This is a genomic window from Parahaemophilus parainfluenzae (genome assembly GCF_001053575.1).
In the GTDB taxonomy this organism is placed as follows: domain Bacteria; phylum Pseudomonadota; class Gammaproteobacteria; order Enterobacterales; family Pasteurellaceae; genus Haemophilus_D; species Haemophilus_D parainfluenzae_S.
Map to the genome: position 1 here is coordinate 1 of NZ_JVSL01000029.1, position 18,479 is coordinate 18,479.

13 protein-coding genes are annotated in these 18,479 nt (G+C 41.0%); 10 read left to right on the plus strand and 3 right to left on the minus strand.

The annotated features are described in order from the left end of the window. Nucleotides 1–443 precede the first annotated feature (443 nt). Nucleotides 444–2,480 carry an excinuclease ABC subunit UvrB gene (uvrB, locus tag AC979_RS05545; RefSeq protein WP_049373249.1) on the plus strand — a complete coding sequence of 679 codons (2,037 nt, stop codon included), beginning with the start codon at nucleotides 444–446 and terminating at the stop codon, nucleotides 2,478–2,480. Between the two features lie 36 nt (nucleotides 2,481–2,516). On the opposite strand, the gene AC979_RS05550 is transcribed toward uvrB, so the two are convergent. Then, nucleotides 2,517–3,908: a DegQ family serine endoprotease gene (locus AC979_RS05550; RefSeq protein WP_049373251.1), complete on the minus strand. Its 1,392-nt coding sequence runs from the start codon at nucleotides 3,906–3,908 to the stop codon at nucleotides 2,517–2,519. A 414-nt stretch (nucleotides 3,909–4,322) separates the two neighbouring features. On the opposite strand from AC979_RS05550, the gene aroG reads away from it, so the two are divergent. Further along, entirely contained in the window at nucleotides 4,323–5,414 is a 1,092-nt protein-coding gene (gene aroG / locus AC979_RS05555) for a 3-deoxy-7-phosphoheptulonate synthase AroG (RefSeq protein WP_049373253.1), read from the plus strand. A gap of 121 nt (nucleotides 5,415–5,535) precedes the next feature. After that, the gene (locus AC979_RS10390; protein WP_176747776.1) at nucleotides 5,536–6,453 is read left to right on the plus strand and encodes a lysine exporter LysO family protein; all 918 of its coding nucleotides are present in this window, start codon (nucleotides 5,536–5,538) and stop codon (nucleotides 6,451–6,453) included. Nucleotides 6,454–6,536: 83 nt separating this feature from the next. Here AC979_RS10390 and hypF read toward each other — a convergent pair whose 3' ends face one another. Further along, nucleotides 6,537–8,804, minus strand: coding sequence for a carbamoyltransferase HypF (hypF, locus tag AC979_RS05565; RefSeq protein ID WP_049373255.1), 2,268 nt, complete (start codon nucleotides 8,802–8,804; stop codon nucleotides 6,537–6,539). A 13-nt stretch (nucleotides 8,805–8,817) separates the two neighbouring features. Next, nucleotides 8,818–9,093: a hydrogenase maturation factor HybG gene (hybG, locus tag AC979_RS05570; RefSeq protein ID WP_005696275.1), complete on the minus strand. Its 276-nt coding sequence runs from the start codon at nucleotides 9,091–9,093 to the stop codon at nucleotides 8,818–8,820. Nucleotides 9,094–9,437: 344 nt separating this feature from the next. Here hybG and AC979_RS05575 point away from each other — a divergent pair, with 344 nt between their 5' ends. Genes AC979_RS05575 through AC979_RS05605 form a run of 7 tightly spaced genes read left to right on the plus strand, consistent with a single transcriptional unit; the run spans nucleotide 9,438 to nucleotide 18,473 of the window. Further along, nucleotides 9,438–10,037, plus strand: coding sequence for a 4Fe-4S dicluster domain-containing protein (locus AC979_RS05575; protein ID WP_014065505.1), 600 nt, complete (start codon nucleotides 9,438–9,440; stop codon nucleotides 10,035–10,037). 36 nt (nucleotides 10,038–10,073) lie between these two features. Continuing rightward, a complete protein-coding gene (gene hyfB, locus AC979_RS05580) occupies nucleotides 10,074–12,095 on the plus strand; it encodes a hydrogenase 4 subunit B (RefSeq protein ID WP_049373257.1) in 2,022 nt (673 codons plus the stop codon). Between the two features lie 10 nt (nucleotides 12,096–12,105). Further along, a complete protein-coding gene (locus AC979_RS05585) occupies nucleotides 12,106–13,068 on the plus strand; it encodes a respiratory chain complex I subunit 1 family protein (RefSeq protein ID WP_049373259.1) in 963 nt (320 codons plus the stop codon). 11 nt (nucleotides 13,069–13,079) lie between these two features. Beyond that, nucleotides 13,080–14,525, plus strand: a complete 1,446-nt coding sequence (locus AC979_RS05590; protein ID WP_049373260.1) for a hydrogenase 4 subunit D — start codon at nucleotides 13,080–13,082, stop codon at nucleotides 14,523–14,525. A 15-nt stretch (nucleotides 14,526–14,540) separates the two neighbouring features. Next, complete coding sequence (gene hyfE, locus AC979_RS05595; protein WP_005697594.1) at nucleotides 14,541–15,179, plus strand: hydrogenase 4 membrane subunit; 639 nt, start codon at nucleotides 14,541–14,543, stop codon at nucleotides 15,177–15,179. Nucleotides 15,180–15,183: 4 nt separating this feature from the next. Then, nucleotides 15,184–16,722 (plus strand): hydrogenase 4 subunit F, encoded by a 1,539-nt coding sequence (locus AC979_RS05600; protein ID WP_049373261.1) that lies wholly within the window; start codon nucleotides 15,184–15,186, stop codon nucleotides 16,720–16,722. Between the two features lie 20 nt (nucleotides 16,723–16,742). Next, entirely contained in the window at nucleotides 16,743–18,473 is a 1,731-nt protein-coding gene (locus AC979_RS05605) for an NADH-quinone oxidoreductase subunit C (protein ID WP_049373263.1), read from the plus strand. The last annotated feature ends 6 nt before the right edge of the window (nucleotides 18,474–18,479 follow it).

Here is an 18,479-nt window from a genome sequence, read left to right on the forward strand (position 1 = left end):
ATGGATTAACAGTCCACCGTTCTACCGACTGAACTAAGGAGGAATAAATTTGGTATCACAAAGAATAGGCGCGCATTTTAATGAGCGACCTGTCGCTTGTCAATACTCAAAATGAAAAAAATCATAAAAAAATTTACCGTTTTTGCTATCCACAAAGCCTGTGGATAACTTTGTGGATTGTTTTTGTTTAAAATGGTCAACCACTGGTGCAGACTGGCTTTGTCTCAAATTGCTCATCTATTAGCCATTCGGTAATATTTGTTTAAATATCAATACGTTAAATAAAGTCCAGCAAAAAAAATAAAATATTTTTCAATTTTGAAGTGTTTAAGACTTGACACGCCTAAGTGTGTGTAAAACTTGGATTTTTATCGCTCAATTTGGAGTAATAAATGTGTTAAAATAACCACACTTCTAAAACAGTAAAAAAATTGACCGCACTTATGGCAGAGAAAATTAATACTAAGCCTTTTATTCTTCATTCCGATTTTAAACCTTCCGGTGATCAACCCCAAGCAATCGAAAAATTAGTCGAAAATTTAGAGGATGGTTTGGCGCATCAAACCCTTCTCGGGGTAACGGGATCAGGCAAAACATTTACTATTGCAAATGTCATAGCGACATTAAATCGTCCCGCAATGTTACTTGCCCCCAATAAAACGCTTGCTGCTCAGCTTTATGCGGAAATGAAAGCGTTCTTTCCTGAAAATGCGGTGGAATATTTCGTCTCATACTATGATTACTATCAGCCGGAAGCTTATGTACCGAGTAGTGATACCTTTATCGAAAAAGATGCTTCAATTAATGATCAAATTGAACAGATGCGTCTTTCAGCTACGAAGTCGTTCTTAGAGCGTCGAGATACTATCGTAGTCGCATCTGTTTCGGCGATTTATGGTTTGGGAGACCCAGATAGCTATTTGCAAATGATGTTGCATTTACAACAAGGGGCAATTATCGATCAACGTCAGATTTTAGCGAAGTTAGCGGAATTACAATATACAAGAAATGATCAAGCTTTTCAGCGTGGTACATTCCGTGTGCGCGGTGAAGTGATTGATATTTTCCCTGCAGAATCAGACGATCGAGCGGTACGAATTGAATTATTTGATGATGAAATTGAACGTTTAAGTTTATTTGATCCTTTAACGGGGACTAGTTTTGGCGCAGTTCCGCGTTTTACGGTATATCCGAAAACCCACTATGTGACACCGAGAGAACGTATTTTAGATGCTATTGAAAAAATCAAAGTGGAGCTTGCTCAACGCCGTGAATATTTCATCAAAGAGCATAAATTGTTGGAAGAGCAACGCATTACCCAACGCACGCAGTTTGATATTGAGATGATGAATGAGCTTGGTTATTGCTCAGGCATCGAAAACTATTCACGCTATCTTTCTGGCCGAAATGAAGGCGAACCGCCTCCGACATTATTTGATTATATGCCGTCTGATGCGATTTTGATTATTGATGAATCGCACGTAACTGTGCCACAAATTGGTGGGATGTATCGTGGAGACCGTTCTCGTAAAGAAACCTTGGTGGAATATGGTTTCCGTTTGCCTTCTGCATTGGATAACCGTCCATTACGCTTTGAAGAGTTTGAGCGTTTAGCGCCACAGACGATTTACGTTTCCGCAACACCAGGTCCTTATGAGTTGGAAAAATCAGGCAGTGAAATTGTCGATCAGGTGGTACGTCCAACAGGCTTACTCGATCCGCAAATTGAAATTCGCCCAGTGTCCATTCAAGTGGATGATTTGCTGTCTGAAGCGCGTCAAAGAGCGGACAAAAATGAGCGAGTTTTAGTGACAACACTGACGAAGAAAATGGCGGAAGATTTAACGGATTATCTAGACGAGCACGGTATTCGTGTGCGTTATTTGCATTCAGATATTGATACCGTTGAGCGTGTAGAGATTATTCGTGATTTACGTTTAGGCGAATTTGATGTATTGGTTGGTATCAACTTGTTACGTGAGGGCTTGGATATTCCAGAAGTCTCTCTTGTGGCAATTTTAGATGCGGATAAAGAAGGTTTCTTGCGTTCCGAACGTTCCTTAATCCAAACCATCGGTCGTGCAGCCCGAAACTTAAATGGTAAAGCGATTTTGTATGCTGATAGTATTACTAAATCTATGGAAAAAGCCATTACCGAGACGAATCGCCGTCGTGAAAAACAAATGAAATATAATGAAGAGCACGGCATTGTTCCACAGGCATTGAATAAGAAAGTGGGTGAATTATTAGATATTGGCCAAGGTGCAAATCAAAAAGCCAAATCGAAACAGCGTGGTAAAACAGCAGCTGAACCGACCGCACTTTACAATGCACCTAAGTCCGCGAAAGAATTCCAACAACAAATTAAGAAATTGGAACAACAAATGTATAAATTTGCTCAAGATCTCGAATTTGAAAAAGCCGCCGCAGTACGCGATCAGCTTCATCAATTGAGAGAGCAGTTTATGATATCGGAATAAAGAAAAAGAGCGGTCAATTTTGACCGCACTTTCATTTTATTGTACTAATAAGTAAAAGTTGTTTTTACCACGTAAGATATTGAGTGCAACGGCAGATGGTTTTTCATCTAGCGCTTTGCGTAAGTCTTGCGTACTCTCAATTGGCTGACGGTTGATGCCGATGATGATATCACCCGATTTTAAACCGCGTTGTGCCGCCATTGAATTTGGCTGTACTTTACTAATTTCTACACCTTTAACACCTTTTGCATCGTAGTTGTTTAAGGTTGCACCATCTAATGCAGGAAGTTCTGTTTTACTTGCCGTTTGAGAGCCATCGTCTGCTTGTAAAGTTACTTTTACGTTGTCAGTTTTGCCATCACGTAAGTAAGTGAGTTCAATTTCTTTACCCGCACCAGAAGTCGCGATTTTCGCACGCATTTCGGCAAAACTTGAAATTTTTTGACCATTCATTGCGGTAATTACATCACCTGCTTTTAAGCCTGCTTTCTCGGCAGCAGAATTTGGAATGACTTCACTTACAAATGCACCTTGTTGCGCACTGACATTAAAGGCTTTTGCTAAATCGGCATTTAATTCGCCACCTTTAATACCGAGTAAACCACGGCGTACTTCACCAAATTCTAAGATTTGTTGAACGAGATTGTTGGCTTGGTTGCTTGGAATCGCAAAGGCAATCCCTGCGTTACCACCACTTGGAGAAATAATCGCGGTATTAATACCAATTAATTCACCTTGCAAGTTCAATAATGCACCGCCAGAGTTACCGCGGTTTACCGCCGCATCCGTTTGGATATAGTTTTCATACGCACCGCTATCTGAACCAGTAGAACGACCTAGTGCCGAAACAATACCAGAGGTGACGGTTTGGCCTAAGCCGAATGGGTTACCAATAGCAACGGTAAAATCACCGACACGTAATTTATCGGAGTCAGCCATTTTGATCGCGGTGAGATTTGCTGGTTTTTCGATTTGCACTAAAGCGATATCAGATTGTTCGTCTTTTCCAACAAGTTTTGCTTTGAATTCACGTCCGTCTTGTAATTTTACGGTGATTTTATCTGCACCATCTACCACGTGATTATTAGTTAAAACATAACCTTTATCGGCATTGATGATGACACCAGAACCTAAACCACGGAAGTTGCGTGATGCACCACGATCTCCACCAAATTGTTCGCCAAATTGATCACCAAAGAAAAATTTAAATTCTTCTGGAATATCATCAGGTAATGCTGAACGGCTGTTTGCTTTTGCTTTGCCTTCAACAGAAAGGGTGACTACTGCTGCTTGTGCTTTTTCTAACATAGGCGCAAGGCTACCTTGTTCGACAATCTCATTTGGAATAGCCGCTTGAGCGGATAAAGAGGTTGCAAACACGCTTAAACCTAATGCTATACCGGTTAATACAAAATTTCTTTTCTTCATAGAGTTCTCCAAGTAAAAATAAATGATTGAATCAGTGTTCAATCAGACAAAAAAATGAGGGGGATGTTCAGTAAAAACAAGGGCATTGAAAAAATTTTTTTAAAAAGTGCGATAGATGTTGAAATTGTTCTTTTTGCCCGCATTTATCTAAACCTCTTTGTTAATTTGAAAGATAAAAGAATCATTTTGTTTAAATAGGGCTGGTTCAACCTATTTTTATGTCAAAAGCCTTGCCAGCTAAGGCGGAAATATAGTTTAATAACGCCCTGTTTTACTGCTTAGGTAGTATAAATCTTACGCAATCACATAATAATTGTGTAAGAATTCAAATGAACTAGTTTACTAGTACAAAAAATAGGTGTAGAGTAACGCCATTAGATTTAAGCACAACATTTAAGATTTAGAGAGTGACATATGGCGACGAAGAAAGAAGAAATCGAAGTAAAAGTTGCAAATGATGATACCCGAATTGAAAAAGTCGATCAGGTATTACCTCCAATTGCCTTATTAGAAAAATTTCCAGCAAGTCAAGAAGCGGCTGATTTAGTTCATGAAACCCGTTTGTATGCGCACAATATTATTCATGGGAAAGATGACCGTTTACTTGTGGTAATTGGTCCTTGTTCTATTCATGATCCTAAAGCCGCATTAGATTACGCAAAACGTTTAAAAGTATTACGTGATAAATATAAAGATACACTTGAAGTGGTAATGCGCGTTTACTTTGAAAAACCGCGTACAACAGTGGGTTGGAAAGGTTTAATCAACGATCCTTATTTAAATGATACATATCGTTTAAATGATGGTTTGCGTATTGCACGTAAATTATTATCTGACATCAATAACTTAGGCGTACCATCAGCCGGTGAGTTCTTAGATATGATCACACCACAATATGTAGCTGATTTCATGAGCTGGGGCGCAATTGGTGCGAGAACAACGGAATCTCAAGTTCACCGTGAGTTAGCTTCAGGCTTATCTTGTGCGGTAGGCTTTAAAAATGGCACAAATGGTGGCGTAAAAGTAGCCTTAGATGCAATGGGGGCGGCAGAAGCTTCACATTACTTCTTGTCTGTGACAAAATTTGGTCATTCGGCGATTGTTTCAACAAAAGGAAATGAAGACTGCCACATCATTTTACGTGGTGGGGATAAAGGTCCTAACTATAAAGCAGAAGACGTTGCAAAAGTTTGTGCAGAGATCGAAAAATCAGGTCGTATTCCACATGTCATGGTTGATTTCAGCCATGCCAATAGTAGCAAACAATTCAAAAAACAAATGGAAGTTTGTGAAGATGTTTGCCTACAAATTGCAGGTGGTTCAAAACAGATCTTTGGTGTTATGGTAGAAAGCCATATTGTTGAAGGTCGTCAAGATTTAGTCGATGGTAAAGCGCAGACTTACGGACAAAGTATCACTGATGCTTGCATCGGTTGGGAAGATACAGAAATCGTGTTAAAACAGTTATCTGATGCTGTATTAGCACGTCGCCAAGTAAATGGCTAATCAGTTTAATTTTTAGATGATTAAAAGTGCGGTTGATTTGACCGCACTTTTTTTATGCGCTTTGAAAAAAGGGGTGAAAAGGGGTATGCTAGCTTCAATGGAATAAGAAAGGAGATGTATGATGCAGGATATGATAAATGGCTTATTAATTGTCTTAATACCAATGGTGTTAGGCTATTTATTAAAGGTCAACAATAAATCCTATATTGCAAAAATAAATCATATCGTGATGTTTTTGCTTTACATTATTCTTTTCTTAATGGGCTATTTACTTGGTCAGTTAGATGATTTAGAGCATAAACTGCCGATTATTGGCACAACTGCGGTGACGCTATCGGCGATCATTTTGGGATCCAATATGATTGGCTTGATGCTTTATGACCGCTTTAACCCCGCTGAGCCACTTAAATCACAAGGTAAAATTGATTCTCGCTGGCACTCCTTAATTGACTCGCTCAAACTTTCCGGCACAGTGGTGATTGGTACCCTTTGTGGTTTCTTATTCAAATCCTATCTCATGTTGCCTACTGGAATTAATCTGTATGTATTGATCGTACTGATTTTCTTTGTGGGGATTCAGCTAAGAAATAACGGTATTTCCTTAAAAGAGGCCCTTTTCAATAAACGAGGTTTCCAAACGGGGATGGTGTTTACTTTTACTTCATTACTAGGCGGTATCATTGCTGCTTTCGTTTTAGCGATGCCAATTACGCAAGGACTGGCGTTTGCCTCTGGAATGGGTTGGTATTCGTTATCCAGTGTAGTATTGACCAATGCATGGGGACCAGTACAGGGTAGTATTGCCTTTTTTAATGATTTATCCCGTGAAATTGTCAGTTTATTCGTCATCCCATTATTTATGCGTCATTTCCGTTCGACTGCAATTGGGATTACGGGGGCGACAGCAATAGATTGCACTTTGCCAATTATTCAAAAAGCGGGAGGTATTGAAGTCACGCCAATTGCGATTTCATTTGGCTTTGTGACGAATATTCTGCCACCGTTACTATTGGTTTTCTTTTCCAGTATTCCGTTATAAAAGATAAAAAATAAATACAAAAACAAAAGAGTTAATCGTTATTTTCGATTAACTCTTTTTCTTATATTTAATATTAGGGATTATCAGTTTCTATGCATGGCAATAACCGCCTGACCTAAACTGAGTCCGCCATCACCCATTGGTAGTTTATGCGCACTTAGTACATGGAGTTCGCTCAGATTTTCTTTTAATAAGCGGCGTAATAGTTGGTTATGCATCACACCGCCAGATAATACGATAGTACGGCATCGGTATTTGCGTGCTTGGTTTGTAGCAAGTTCAGCAAAACCTTGGGCGAGAGCATAGTGAAAGGCGAAGGCTTTATCTGCGACAGACGCATGGTAATTCAACCAACTTTGCCAGAAATAAGCCAAATCCAGTTTATTGCCGATAAGCGGTATTTTTACTGGAATATTGACCGCACTTTGTGCTTGTGTCGCCAAAGATGAGGTATTTGCCAGTGCTTCTAAATGGCAGGCCGCTTCGCCCTCCCAAGAAACAATGGTTGGTGCAATACCGAGAGTATAAGCTACGGCATCAAATAAGCGACCCGCAGATGATATAGATGGGCAATTTAGTCTGCGTTCAATAGCATTGACTAGTATTTGCCAATTCGGTTCTGTACAGGTTTTAGTGAGAATTTCTTGCCACTGTGGCACAAATTGATGCAGGTGAGCCAGCCAGTTGCGCCAAGGTTGTTTAGCTGCAAGATCGCCTCCTGGCAGAGCCACAGCAGGCAGACCACCTAAATATTGACTATGTTGATAGTCAACGAGTAGACATTCGCCCCCCCAAAGCTGTCCATTTTCCCCCATGCCAATACCGTCTAGTGCAAGACCGATTACAGGTTCATTGCAATGATGTTCGGCCATCACGCTGACAATATGAGCATGATGATGGAGTACTTCGATGGGGGGGATTTGTTGCTGCTCAGCAAGTTGTTTTCCGATAGAAGATGAAAAATAGCCAGGGTGAGCATCCACTGCGATAATGTCTGGTTTAAATTGGTAAATCTGCTGAAATAATGCAAGGTTTTCACTTAATTGCGACTGCACTTGCTCATTTGCCGTATCACCAATATGTTGGCTCAGTACGGCTTTATTGTGACGTAGTAAGCAGAATGTATTTTTCAGATCAGAACCCAATGCTAATACATTTTTTGTGCTTTGTGTTTCAAGTGGTATTTCATCTGGCACATAGCCACGAGCACGACGCAATGTTTCTAATCCATCGAAGGCAACACGAACGAGGCTATCATCGGCACGTTGTAAAATATCGCGATTGTGACAAAGATAAAAATCAGCTAAATCAGCTAATTGTTCTACCGCATATTCATTCTTCAGTACGGGAGGTTGTCCGCTTGTGTTAGCTGAGGTCATGACTAGCGGACGATTAATCGCGCGTAATAACAAATGTTGTAGTGGATTACTTGGAAGCATGACGCCGATTTCTTGCAAGTTAGGCGCGATGTTATCAGTAATATTGGGTACTTTATGTTTTGCTAGTAGTACAATCGGTGCAGCGCTGCTGGTTAGCAATTCTGTTTCTTGAGAACTCAAATCCTGTAAAAACTGCAGATCAGGCACCATAATGGCTAATGGTTTTGTGGGACGATGCTTCCGTTGACGTAATAAATCAACCGCCTTTTGATTATTCGCATCACAGGCCAGATGAAAACCGCCTAAGCCTTTAACCGCGATGATGTGACCTTGTTGCAATAAAAGTGCGGTCTGTTTTAGTGCTGTTTCATGAGTAAAAAGTGTTTTTTCTCGATCCTGCAACCAGATATGGGGTCCACAGACTGAACAAGCATTAGGTTGAGCATGAAAACGACGATCAGCGGGATCTTTGTATTCTTTTTCACATTGTGGGCAAAGCGGAAAAACAGACATCGCCGTGTTTTTTCGGTCGTAAGGAATTGCCTTGATGATGGTAAAACGAGGACCGCAATGGGTACAATTGGTAAAGGGGTAGTGATAACGTCGATTGTTGGGATCGAATAAGTCAGCTAAACAATGTGGACAGGTTGCTGCATCAGGAATAATTTGCGTGTCCATTTGATTGTTTTCACTTTCCCGAATGGTAAAGCCCGTTACGGCAGTTGCTTCTGGCCAATCTATTGGACGCTGAGTAATATCAGTAATTTGCGCTAGCGGTGGGAGTTTGTTTTGCAGGTCGGACAAAAATTGCTTGAGTGCATCTGCTGGTGGGGAGACAAAACGAATTAATACGCCTTGTCCATCATTATTGACATCTCCGTTTAACTTATATTGATTTGCTAGCAGCCAGACAAAAGGGCGAAACCCCACGCCCTGAACTTTTCCTTTTATGCGTAATTCGATCCCTTGCATAACGCAATCCTGTTTATTTTTGATTGAGACCAAGAAAATCGCCGACTTCGTGTTCTAGCTGGCTCATCGCAATTAAGGCTTCTTGCGTCTGTTTGGCTTCTTCTTCATCAATAATTGTCATGGCAAAACCAACGTGTACGAGCACCCATTTGCCAACCAGAGGTTTTGGGTCATCCTGACAAATTAATGAAATATTAACTTCTCTTTTTACTCCGCAGACATCGACTACAGCAAGCTGTAATGCGCTGTCAGCTACTTGAATGATCTGTCCCGGAATACCTAAACACATAATCTGTCCTTAGTTTGAATGTTTATGAGATAAATTGTTTATTGTGTACTAATAAACATACAGCGAAGGATAAATTCTATCACGTAACCACTTAAATTTGTATATCGATATTTCAAATAGGGTGATGTCTATTTGTTGAAAATTTGTTCACATTTTTAACATAAAATTATTATGTTTCACGGTTATTTAACAGGCGCATCACAGCAGTAGAAAAACAATCAAAATCTTTTGATCTTAATCACAAATCTTTGAATTACTTCTTGAGCTTTACTTTTCGACAGGAGTATCCTTATAACTAGAGTGGTTATTGTTAAAACGTTATTTACATACAAGGAGGGGAATGTATGAATCGTTTTGTAATCGGTGATCCGAAGGATTGCATTGGATGCAACACCTGTATGGCCGCTTGTAGCGAAGTGCATAAAGCTTTCGGATTACAATCTTTTCCACGCTTACAAGTCATGCGTAATGATGATGTAACCGTGCCAATTCTCTGTCGTCATTGTGATGATTCACCATGTGCTACCGTGTGTCCGGTGCACGCAATCACACATATTAATGACACCATTCAACTTAACGAAAGTCTCTGTATCGGTTGTAAACTTTGTGGTATTGCTTGCCCATTCGGTGCAATTACCCAACATGGTTCAGCACCGATTGACGCACCTACTTATTACGAAGGGTTCTCCTTCACTGATGCGGTAAAACGAGATATTCGTACTGCACCAGATAATACGGATTTACACAATATGCTGGCATGGCAACCAGGCGTGAAAGCCATTGCGGTGAAATGCGATCTTTGCTATTTCCGTGAAGATGGTCCGGCTTGTGTACAAACCTGTCCGACCAAAACCTTATTTATTATTAGTGATGAGAGTATCAAGCAGGCTAACGAAAGAAAACGTGAAATGGCAATGGTTTCTTCGCCTGCTATCCCAAGATAATTAGTGTGTTTAACTTGTAATCAATGGAGTGATATTATGAGTTTACCTATCAATTTACTCATCACGACCCTGTTGATTTATGTCGTAGGTGCGTTTATTTCGCTCGCAGTGAGACGAAACGAACAACTTTCAATCAATATATCCGGCGTGACCGGTGTACTTGCTGGAGTGTTAGGTATAGTTGCCTGCATCCCCGTTCTGATCAGCAGCGACACAGTCGTTGATGTTTTCAAAACCCCATTTGAATTTGCCTCGTTCTCCATCCGCATTGACGGATTGGCGGCGTTTATGGTGTGCGTCATTTCTTTATTAGTGATTGTGACCGCACTTTATTCTTTCTCTTATGTAAAAGAATACAAAGGTAAAGGCGCAGGTTCCATGGGTTTCTTTATGAATTTATTTATCGCTTCCATGGTTGCGTTAGTGACCAGCGATAATGCGTTCTACTTCCTTGTATTCTTTGAAATGATGTCATTGGCATCTTATTTCTTAGTCCTTACCGAACAAGATGACAATGCCGTAAATGCAGGCTTGCTTTATTTCTTTATTGCGCATGCCGGTTCGGTATTAATTATGATCGCCTTCTTCATTTTCTACTGCTATGCCGGTAGTTTTGAATTTAGCGCATTCCGTCAAACCACTTTACCGGCACCGCTTGCCTTTACCGCCTTTATTTTGGCATTTTTAGGTTTTGGCGCCAAAGCCGGGATGATTCCATTACACAGCTGGTTACCGAAAGCTCACCCGGCTGCGCCTTCTCATGCATCAGCGATGATGTCTGGTGTGATGGTTAAAATCGGTATCTTCGGGATCATCAAAGTCGGTGTTGATCTTCTCGGTTCTACCAATGTTTGGTATGGCGTTATCGTACTCGGTTTCGGTGCGGTATCTTCTGTACTCGGCGTACTTTATGCCTTGGCAGAACATGACATCAAAAAACTCTTGGCTTATCACACGGTAGAAAATATCGGTATCATTATGATGGGTGTGGGCGTTGGTATGATTGGTATCGCGACACATCATCCAGTGTTGGCAACCGTGGGCTTACTTGGTGGTTTATACCACTTACTTAACCATGCTGTATTCAAAGGCTTGTTATTCTTAGGTGCAGGTTCAGTAATGTATCGCTTGCATACTAAAGACATGGACTTAATGGGCGGCTTAGGCAAACTTATGCCTTACACTGCATTCTGTTTCTTAATTGGTACCATGGCGATTTCGGCATTGCCACCGTTTAACGGTTTTGTCAGTGAATGGTTTACTTATCAATCTTTATTCACCTTAAGCCAAAGTGATGATTTCGTCTTAAAACTTGCGGGTCCGATTGCCATCATTATGTTGGCATTGACTGGTGCGTTAGCGGCACTTTGTTTCGTGAAAGTGTACGGTATCAGCTTTGGTGGTGCACCACGTAGTGAAAAAGCAGCTAATGCACGCGAAGTACCAAAACCAATGGTGATTGCCATGGCGGTATTAGCGTTATGTTGTGTGTTGTTAGGTGTGGGGGCATCTGTTGTGACCCCAATAATTGCGAAAATTTCGACCGCACTTGCTCATAGCGAACCGTTAATGTTGGCTCAAAATGGAGTAGTGGTTGCACAAGCTGAACCGCATACTGCACTTTCAACACCAATGGTGACTATCATGTTATTGGCATTTTTCTTCTTGCCATTTAGTTTCTATGCGTTCACCAAAAATCAACGTTTATCCGATCGTGCAAAAGGCAATCCATGGGCTTGTGGTTATGCTTATGAACAAGATATGGCTGCCTCTGCAGGTAGTTTCACTCGTCCGTTACGTACGATTTTCAAATCGCTTTATACCTTGCGTGAAGTGTTGGATCCTGCACCTTTAGGTGATAAAGGCATCCAAGCGGTAATTAAAGGCGCAACAAAAGCTGAACCTTTCTGGGAAGAAAAAATGACGATGCCTATCGCTCGTTTTATTCCGTGGTTAGGAACAAAAATCCAATGGTTGCAACAAGGTGACTTCCGTGTGTACTGCGTGTACTTCGTGATTGCCTTGGTGGCAATACTACTTTCCATTGCGTTGATGTAGGAGGTTGAAGATGATTACGTTACCTTCAGAAATTGCAACATCTGCCGGAATGTTTGTTTTTGCCATCGTGCAAGCCTTGATTTTGCTTGCCCTTGCACCGTTATTTTCCGGTATTTCACGTATGATCCGAGCACGAATTCAATCTCGTCGCGGTCCGGGCGTGTTACAAGATTATCGCGATATTGCGAAATTAATGAAACGTCAAAACATTTGGTCTGACAATGCGGGTTGGGTTTCTAAAGTGATGCCTTATGTGCTAATTAGCACTGTGATGGTAGTCGCCATGAGCTTGCCTTTGTTTACCCGTGTCGCACCGTTTGGCGCAGGCAGTGATTTAATCACTGTGATTTATTTATTCGCCTTGTTCCGTTTCTTCTTTTCAATTGCGGGTTTGGATTCAAACAGCACATTCTCAAGTTTAGGGGCAAGTCGTGAAGTCACATTAGGAGTCTTGGTAGAGCCAATTCTCATGCTGGCATTCCTTGTCATTGCGTTAATTGCTGGTTCAACCAATTTTGCGGTTATCGGTAATGCACTTTCCGAAAACACTTGGCAATATCCAATTGCGACAGTGATTGCTATCGCTGCAGCATTCTTCGCTGTATTTATTGAAATGGGTAAAATTCCATTTGATTTGGCAGAAGCGGAACAAGAATTACAAGAAGGTCCATTGACTGAATATTCTGGTCCAGCACTCGCCTTATTAAAAATCGGCTTAAGTTTAAAATCTATGGTTGTGGCATCTATTTTTGTGAGCGTGTTGCTTCCTTTCGGTATCCCGACAGAGATGAGCTTAAGTGCGGTCATTTTAGGCGCTGTTTTATTCTTCGTGAAATTATTAGTGGTATTCGTGTTGGCTTGTGTTTTTGAAAACACACTTTCTCGTACCCGCTTTATGTTAACAGGACGTTTAACCGTGGTCGGCTTCGGCATTTCTGTGTTGGCGTTTGTATTTTACTTCACTGGGTTGTAAGGAGGACAAATATGGAACGTTTAGCTCTGATTACAATCATTTTACCTTTCGTAGGGGCATTTATTGTCGGTTTGAACAAAAAACATTTTGCTCAAATTGCCACAGTATTTGCTGCGCTTGCTACGCTGGGAACCTTGTTAGTCGCAGGACAATGGTTTGCCGATGGTCATCAAAGCGTCACTTATGACATCGTCGCTTTTGATAAAACCGCGATCTTTGGTGTAACGCTTGATGCAGTCAGTACATTAATTGCCTTTGCCGTTGTGGCCTTAGGTTTCTTAATCTGCTTATATTCTTGCGGATACTTAACCGATAAAAACCGTGAACACCCACATAACGGGTTACCACGTTTTTATGCATTCTTGCTCATCTTTATCGGTGCTATGGCAGGCTTGGTGTATTCCTCAACTTTAGCAGGACAATTATTGTTCTTCGAAATTACTGGGGGATGTTCTTGGGCATTAATCAGTTATTACCAAACACCTAAAGCTCAAGCAGCCGCAATGAAAGCCTTGATTATCACCCACGTGGGGGCAATCGGGTTATATATTGCCGCAGCTTATTTATTCAGCCAATCAGGTACTTTCTCTATCACCGCGTTAGAACATTTAGATCCGAGTGCGAAAACCATCGTGTTATTCGGTGTGATGTTTGCTGCGTGGGGGAAATCAGCACAATTACCAATGCAAATTTGGTTGCCGAATGCGATGGAAGCACCAACACCGGTGAGTGCGTATTTGCACGCCGCATCAATGGTTAAAGTTGGGGTCTATATCTTCGCTCGTTCTGTGATGTCTGCTGGTGAGATTCCACATATTGTGGGTGAAGTCGGTATCATTATGGCGATGATTACCTTAATTTATGGCTTCTTGATGTACTTGCCACAAACTGACTTAAAACGTTTATTGGCATATTCAACCATTACCCAACTGTCTTATATTTTCATTGGGATTTCTCTTGCTGCATTAGGCTCTAAATTGGCCTTTGTTGCAGCGATTAGCTACATCTTCAACCATGCTTTCGCGAAAAGCTTATTCTTCTTGGTTGCGGGTTCATTAAGTTATGCGACAGGAACCCGTTCAATGCCATTGTTACGAGGTATTATGCGTACAATGCCAGTGGTCGGTGCAGGATTTGGTGTGGCCGCGTTAGCGATTGCCGGGGTACCACCATTTAACGGATTCTTCAGTAAATATCCATTATTTGCGGCCGGATTTGAGTTAGGCCAAGAATACGGCTGGATTACTTGGTTGATGGTGCTTGCTTTAATTGAATCTACCGCGACATTTGTATGGTTATTATATAAATTCGGACAATGTGTCATCGGTAAACCGTCAGAAGCTGTTGCTGAAGCACAACCAATTACGCTTTCTATGAGTATTGTATTAGTGGTTCTCATGGTGATGTCTGTATGCTCTAGCTTCATTGCTGCATATTGGCTAGGTTTGGCGGGTTAGGTTAAGGAGGACTCTATGTTAATGATAAATGGACTTGCGTGTTTACTCATTATTACCTCTCTTTGCGTAATTATGGTTCGAACCGCCAAAAAAGCTGCGTTATTTTACAGTTTGCAATCGTTGGTATTAGTATTGTTGTTTGTCTATCTTGCCAATGAAATGCAAGCCCATGAACTTTATATGTGGTCAATCAGCGCATTTATTACCAAAGTGGTTTTGGTGCCAGCGATTTTAATCTATGCGATGAAAAAAGTTGATGAAAGTCAAACTCCGGCTGGAATAAATGTCGCTTGGTTGATCCCGATCACAGCAGTGATAGTGACATTGTGCTACTTTGTCGTTGTCCCAATCGATTTACCGTTGGTTGCCCATCTTAAACCGGCATTATCAGTGTCATTAAGTCACTTCTTATTAGGTTTAGTATGCATTGTTAGCCAACGCAATATCGTAAAACAAGTATTCGGTTATTGTTTGATGGAAAACGGTTCTCATCTCACATTAGCCTTATTGGCAAATAAAGCACCTGAGTTAGTGGAAATCGGAATTGCCACAGATGCTATTTTTGCCGTCATCATAATGGTGGTGTTGGTAAACAAAATTTACCGTACATTCCATTCATTAGATGCAAAACAACTTATGAGTTTGAAGGGGTAACGCTATGTATGAACAATGGATAATCGCGTTATTAATCGCACCTTTAGCAATATCACTTGCCAGTTTCGCTTGTGGCGTGACAAAAGCACGGACAATTTGTACCGCACTTCATGTTACAGGTTTGATTTTGATGTTAGCATTTGCCTTACAAATTATTAATGGTGTGCTAACTCAGGGGGAAATCAGTGCATTAAATAACTGGGTTTACATCGACAGTCTATCTGCTATTTTCTTAGGTCTCATCGCTATTGTAGGAACATTAGCCGGTATTTATTCTATCGGTTATATTGGTACTGAATATCGCGAAGGGCATCTTGATTTGAAAACATACTGCAATTATTACGGTTTTTTGCATTTGTTTTTCTTCACCATGATTATTTCTGTGATCACCAATAATGTGATTTTGATGTGGGCAGCCATTGAAGCAACTACATTAAGTTCTGCATTCTTGGTCGGCACATACAAACAAAAAACCTCTCTTGAGGCAGCATGGAAATACATCATTATTTGTTCAGTTGGGGTGGCGTTTGGATTGTATGGCACAATTTTAACGTTCTCTAATGGAACAAATCTTTTAGCTGATCCAAGCCAAGCTATTTTCTGGACAGAAATCAATCAACAGGCAGCGGGTTTAAATCCAATGCTCATGTATCTTGCTTTTGCCTTTATTTTGGTTGGGTTTGGTACTAAATGCGGTCTATTTCCAATGCATACTTGGTTGTCTGATGCACACAGTGAGGCACCAAGTCCAGTGAGTGCGATTCTATCTGCTGTATTATTGAATTGTGCCATGTTGGTGGTATTGCGTTATTACATCTTAGTTTCTAAAGCAGTCGGTTCTACATACCCGCAAACCTTATTGTTGGTATTTGGTTTACTCTCTGTATTAGTGGCAGCGTTGTTTATTATCGTCCAATTCGACATCAAACGTTTATTGGCATATTCCAGTATTGAAAACATGGGGTTAATTAGCTTTGCCTTTGGTTTAGGTGGCCCAATCGGTGTATTTGCGGGTTTATTACATACCATCAACCATAGTTTAGCGAAAACCTTGTTATTCTGTGCTTCAGGTAACATATTATTAAAATATAAAACCCGTGATATGAACCAAGTACGTGGTTTATGGCGTGTAGCACCAATGACGGCGGTGTTATTTGCCGGTGGTGCGTTAGCACTAGGTGGTATCCCACCATTTAACGTGTTCGTCAGTGAATTCAGTATTGCTGTTGCCGGTATTTACGCAGGTAAAACTTGGTTAATGGTGTTCTGTTTAATTTTACTTACTATCGTGTTAGCTGGATTGTCTTTAATGGTATTAAAAACCGTATTAGGCAAACAACCGGATAATGTTGAAGTGGGGGATGTGAACAAAGTTTCACTCGTGGCGATGGCAATTTTATTGTTATTCATGTTTATTATGGGTATTCATATTGCCGAACCAATTTTGCAGTTATTAAAAAGTGCGGTCGGAATTGTACTCGGATCTGAACAAGTGTCTTTTGGTGAAATGTTAGTTTTACCTTGGCAAAGTTTAGCGCAATGATCGACAGGAGGGATAAATATATGGAATTAACTAAAAATACATCAGTCGATCCAGCCAAAATGATTGGCAAAAATTACATTGAAGCAGTCAATGAAAAATTTCCAAATACCATTTTGGATGAGGAGTGGTCAACACCAAATCAGGTTACGCTTACCATTAAAACCAATATGTTACCTGATGTTGTTGAATACCTTTATTATCAACATGAAGGTTGGTTACCTTTGGTATTCGGGAATGATGAACGTTCAATTCATGGCAACTATGCAGTGTACTACGTGCTTTCCATGGAAGGGGAAGTGAAAACTTTTATCACCATTAAAGCCTTAGTTGATCCTGTGAGTTTAGAATTTCCGTCTGTGACACCAAAAGTCAAAGCGGCGGTTTGGGGCGAACGTGAATTATTTGATATGTATGGTTTGAAAGCCGTCGGTTTACCAGACCAACGTCGCTTAGTGTTGCCAGATGATTGGCCGGATGATCTTTATCCATTACGTAAAGATTCCATGGATTATCGTTTACGTCCCGATCCAACAACTGCGACAGAAACATACGAATTTATTAACGAAAAGGGCGAAGCGCGCATCGTTCCACTCGGTCCATTACATATCACTTCGGATGAACCTGGACACTTCCGCTTGTTCGTAGATGGAGAAGATATCATTGATGCGGACTATCGTTTGTTCTATGTGCACCGTGGTATGGAAAAATTGGCGGAAACCCGTATGGATTACGACCAAGTTAACTTCCTGGCTGACCGTGTGTGTGGGATTTGTGGTTTCACGCATAGTGTGGCTTACGCCAATTCTGTAGAAAGTGCTTTAGGGATTCAAATTCCAAAACGTGCAGAATGGATTCGTGCGATTTTGTTAGAAGTAGAACGTTTACACAGTCACTTATTAAACTTAGGTCTATCTAGTCACTTTACCGGCTTTGATACTGGCTTTATGCAATTCTTCCGCGTTCGTGAGAAATCTATGACCTTGGCAGAAGTGCTAACCGGTGCACGTAAAACCTATGGTATTAACCTTATCGGTGGTGTGCGTCGTGATATGTTGAAACATCAACGTGAGCAATGTATTAAACTTATCGGCGAAATGCGTGAAGAACTCAAAACCTTAACCGATATTTTATTGAATACACCGAATATGGAACAACGTACGGTGGGTGTCGGTGTCTTGACAAAAGATATCGCTCGTGACTTTAGCCCGGTTGGGCCAATGATTCGTGGTTCTGGCTTTGCTCGTGATGTGCGTAAAGTACACCCATTCTCCGGTTATGGTGATATTCCTTTCAATCTCTTCACTGAAGCCAATGGTGACGTGTTATCTCGTGTGAAAGTGCGAATTAATGAAGTGTTTGAATCCATGAATATCATCGATTACATGGTGGACAATTTGCCAAGTGGCGAAATCTTAAAAGAAGGTTTCAATTATACGCCTGGACGTTTTGCTTTGGGGATTACGGAAGCACCACGTGGCGAAGATATTCACTGGTCAATGCTAGGAGACAACCAAAAACTTTTCCGTTGGCGTTGTCGTGCTGCCACTTATGCTAATTGGCCAACCTTGCGCTATATGTTGCGTGGCAATACAGTGTCTGATGCGCCACTTATTATTGGTAGTCTTGACCCTTGCTATTCTTGTACCGACCGTGTCACCGTGGTGGATGTGCGTAAACGCAAAGCGAAAACCGTAGATTATAAAGAGATTGAACGCTACGGTATCGAACGTAAAAATTCACCATTGAAATAGTAGGGG

Excerpts from the sequence above, each read along its gene's own strand:
- uvrB (WP_049373249.1), top strand. The coding sequence starts at position 444 with ATGGCAGAGAAAATTAATACTAAGCCTTTTATTCTTCATTCCGATTTT.
- AC979_RS05550 (WP_049373251.1), bottom strand. The coding sequence starts at position 3,908 with ATGAAGAAAAGAAATTTTGTATTAACCGGTATAGCATTAGGTTTAAGC.
- aroG (WP_049373253.1), top strand. The coding sequence starts at position 4,323 with ATGGCGACGAAGAAAGAAGAAATCGAAGTAAAAGTTGCAAATGATGAT.
- AC979_RS10390 (WP_176747776.1), top strand. The coding sequence starts at position 5,536 with ATGCAGGATATGATAAATGGCTTATTAATTGTCTTAATACCAATGGTG.
- hypF (WP_049373255.1), bottom strand. The coding sequence starts at position 8,804 with ATGCAAGGGATCGAATTACGCATAAAAGGAAAAGTTCAGGGCGTGGGG.
- hybG (WP_005696275.1), bottom strand. The coding sequence starts at position 9,093 with ATGTGTTTAGGTATTCCGGGACAGATCATTCAAGTAGCTGACAGCGCA.
- AC979_RS05575 (WP_014065505.1), top strand. The coding sequence starts at position 9,438 with ATGAATCGTTTTGTAATCGGTGATCCGAAGGATTGCATTGGATGCAAC.
- hyfB (WP_049373257.1), top strand. The coding sequence starts at position 10,074 with ATGAGTTTACCTATCAATTTACTCATCACGACCCTGTTGATTTATGTC.
- AC979_RS05585 (WP_049373259.1), top strand. The coding sequence starts at position 12,106 with ATGATTACGTTACCTTCAGAAATTGCAACATCTGCCGGAATGTTTGTT.
- AC979_RS05590 (WP_049373260.1), top strand. The coding sequence starts at position 13,080 with ATGGAACGTTTAGCTCTGATTACAATCATTTTACCTTTCGTAGGGGCA.
- hyfE (WP_005697594.1), top strand. The coding sequence starts at position 14,541 with ATGTTAATGATAAATGGACTTGCGTGTTTACTCATTATTACCTCTCTT.
- AC979_RS05600 (WP_049373261.1), top strand. The coding sequence starts at position 15,184 with ATGTATGAACAATGGATAATCGCGTTATTAATCGCACCTTTAGCAATA.
- AC979_RS05605 (WP_049373263.1), top strand. The coding sequence starts at position 16,743 with ATGGAATTAACTAAAAATACATCAGTCGATCCAGCCAAAATGATTGGC.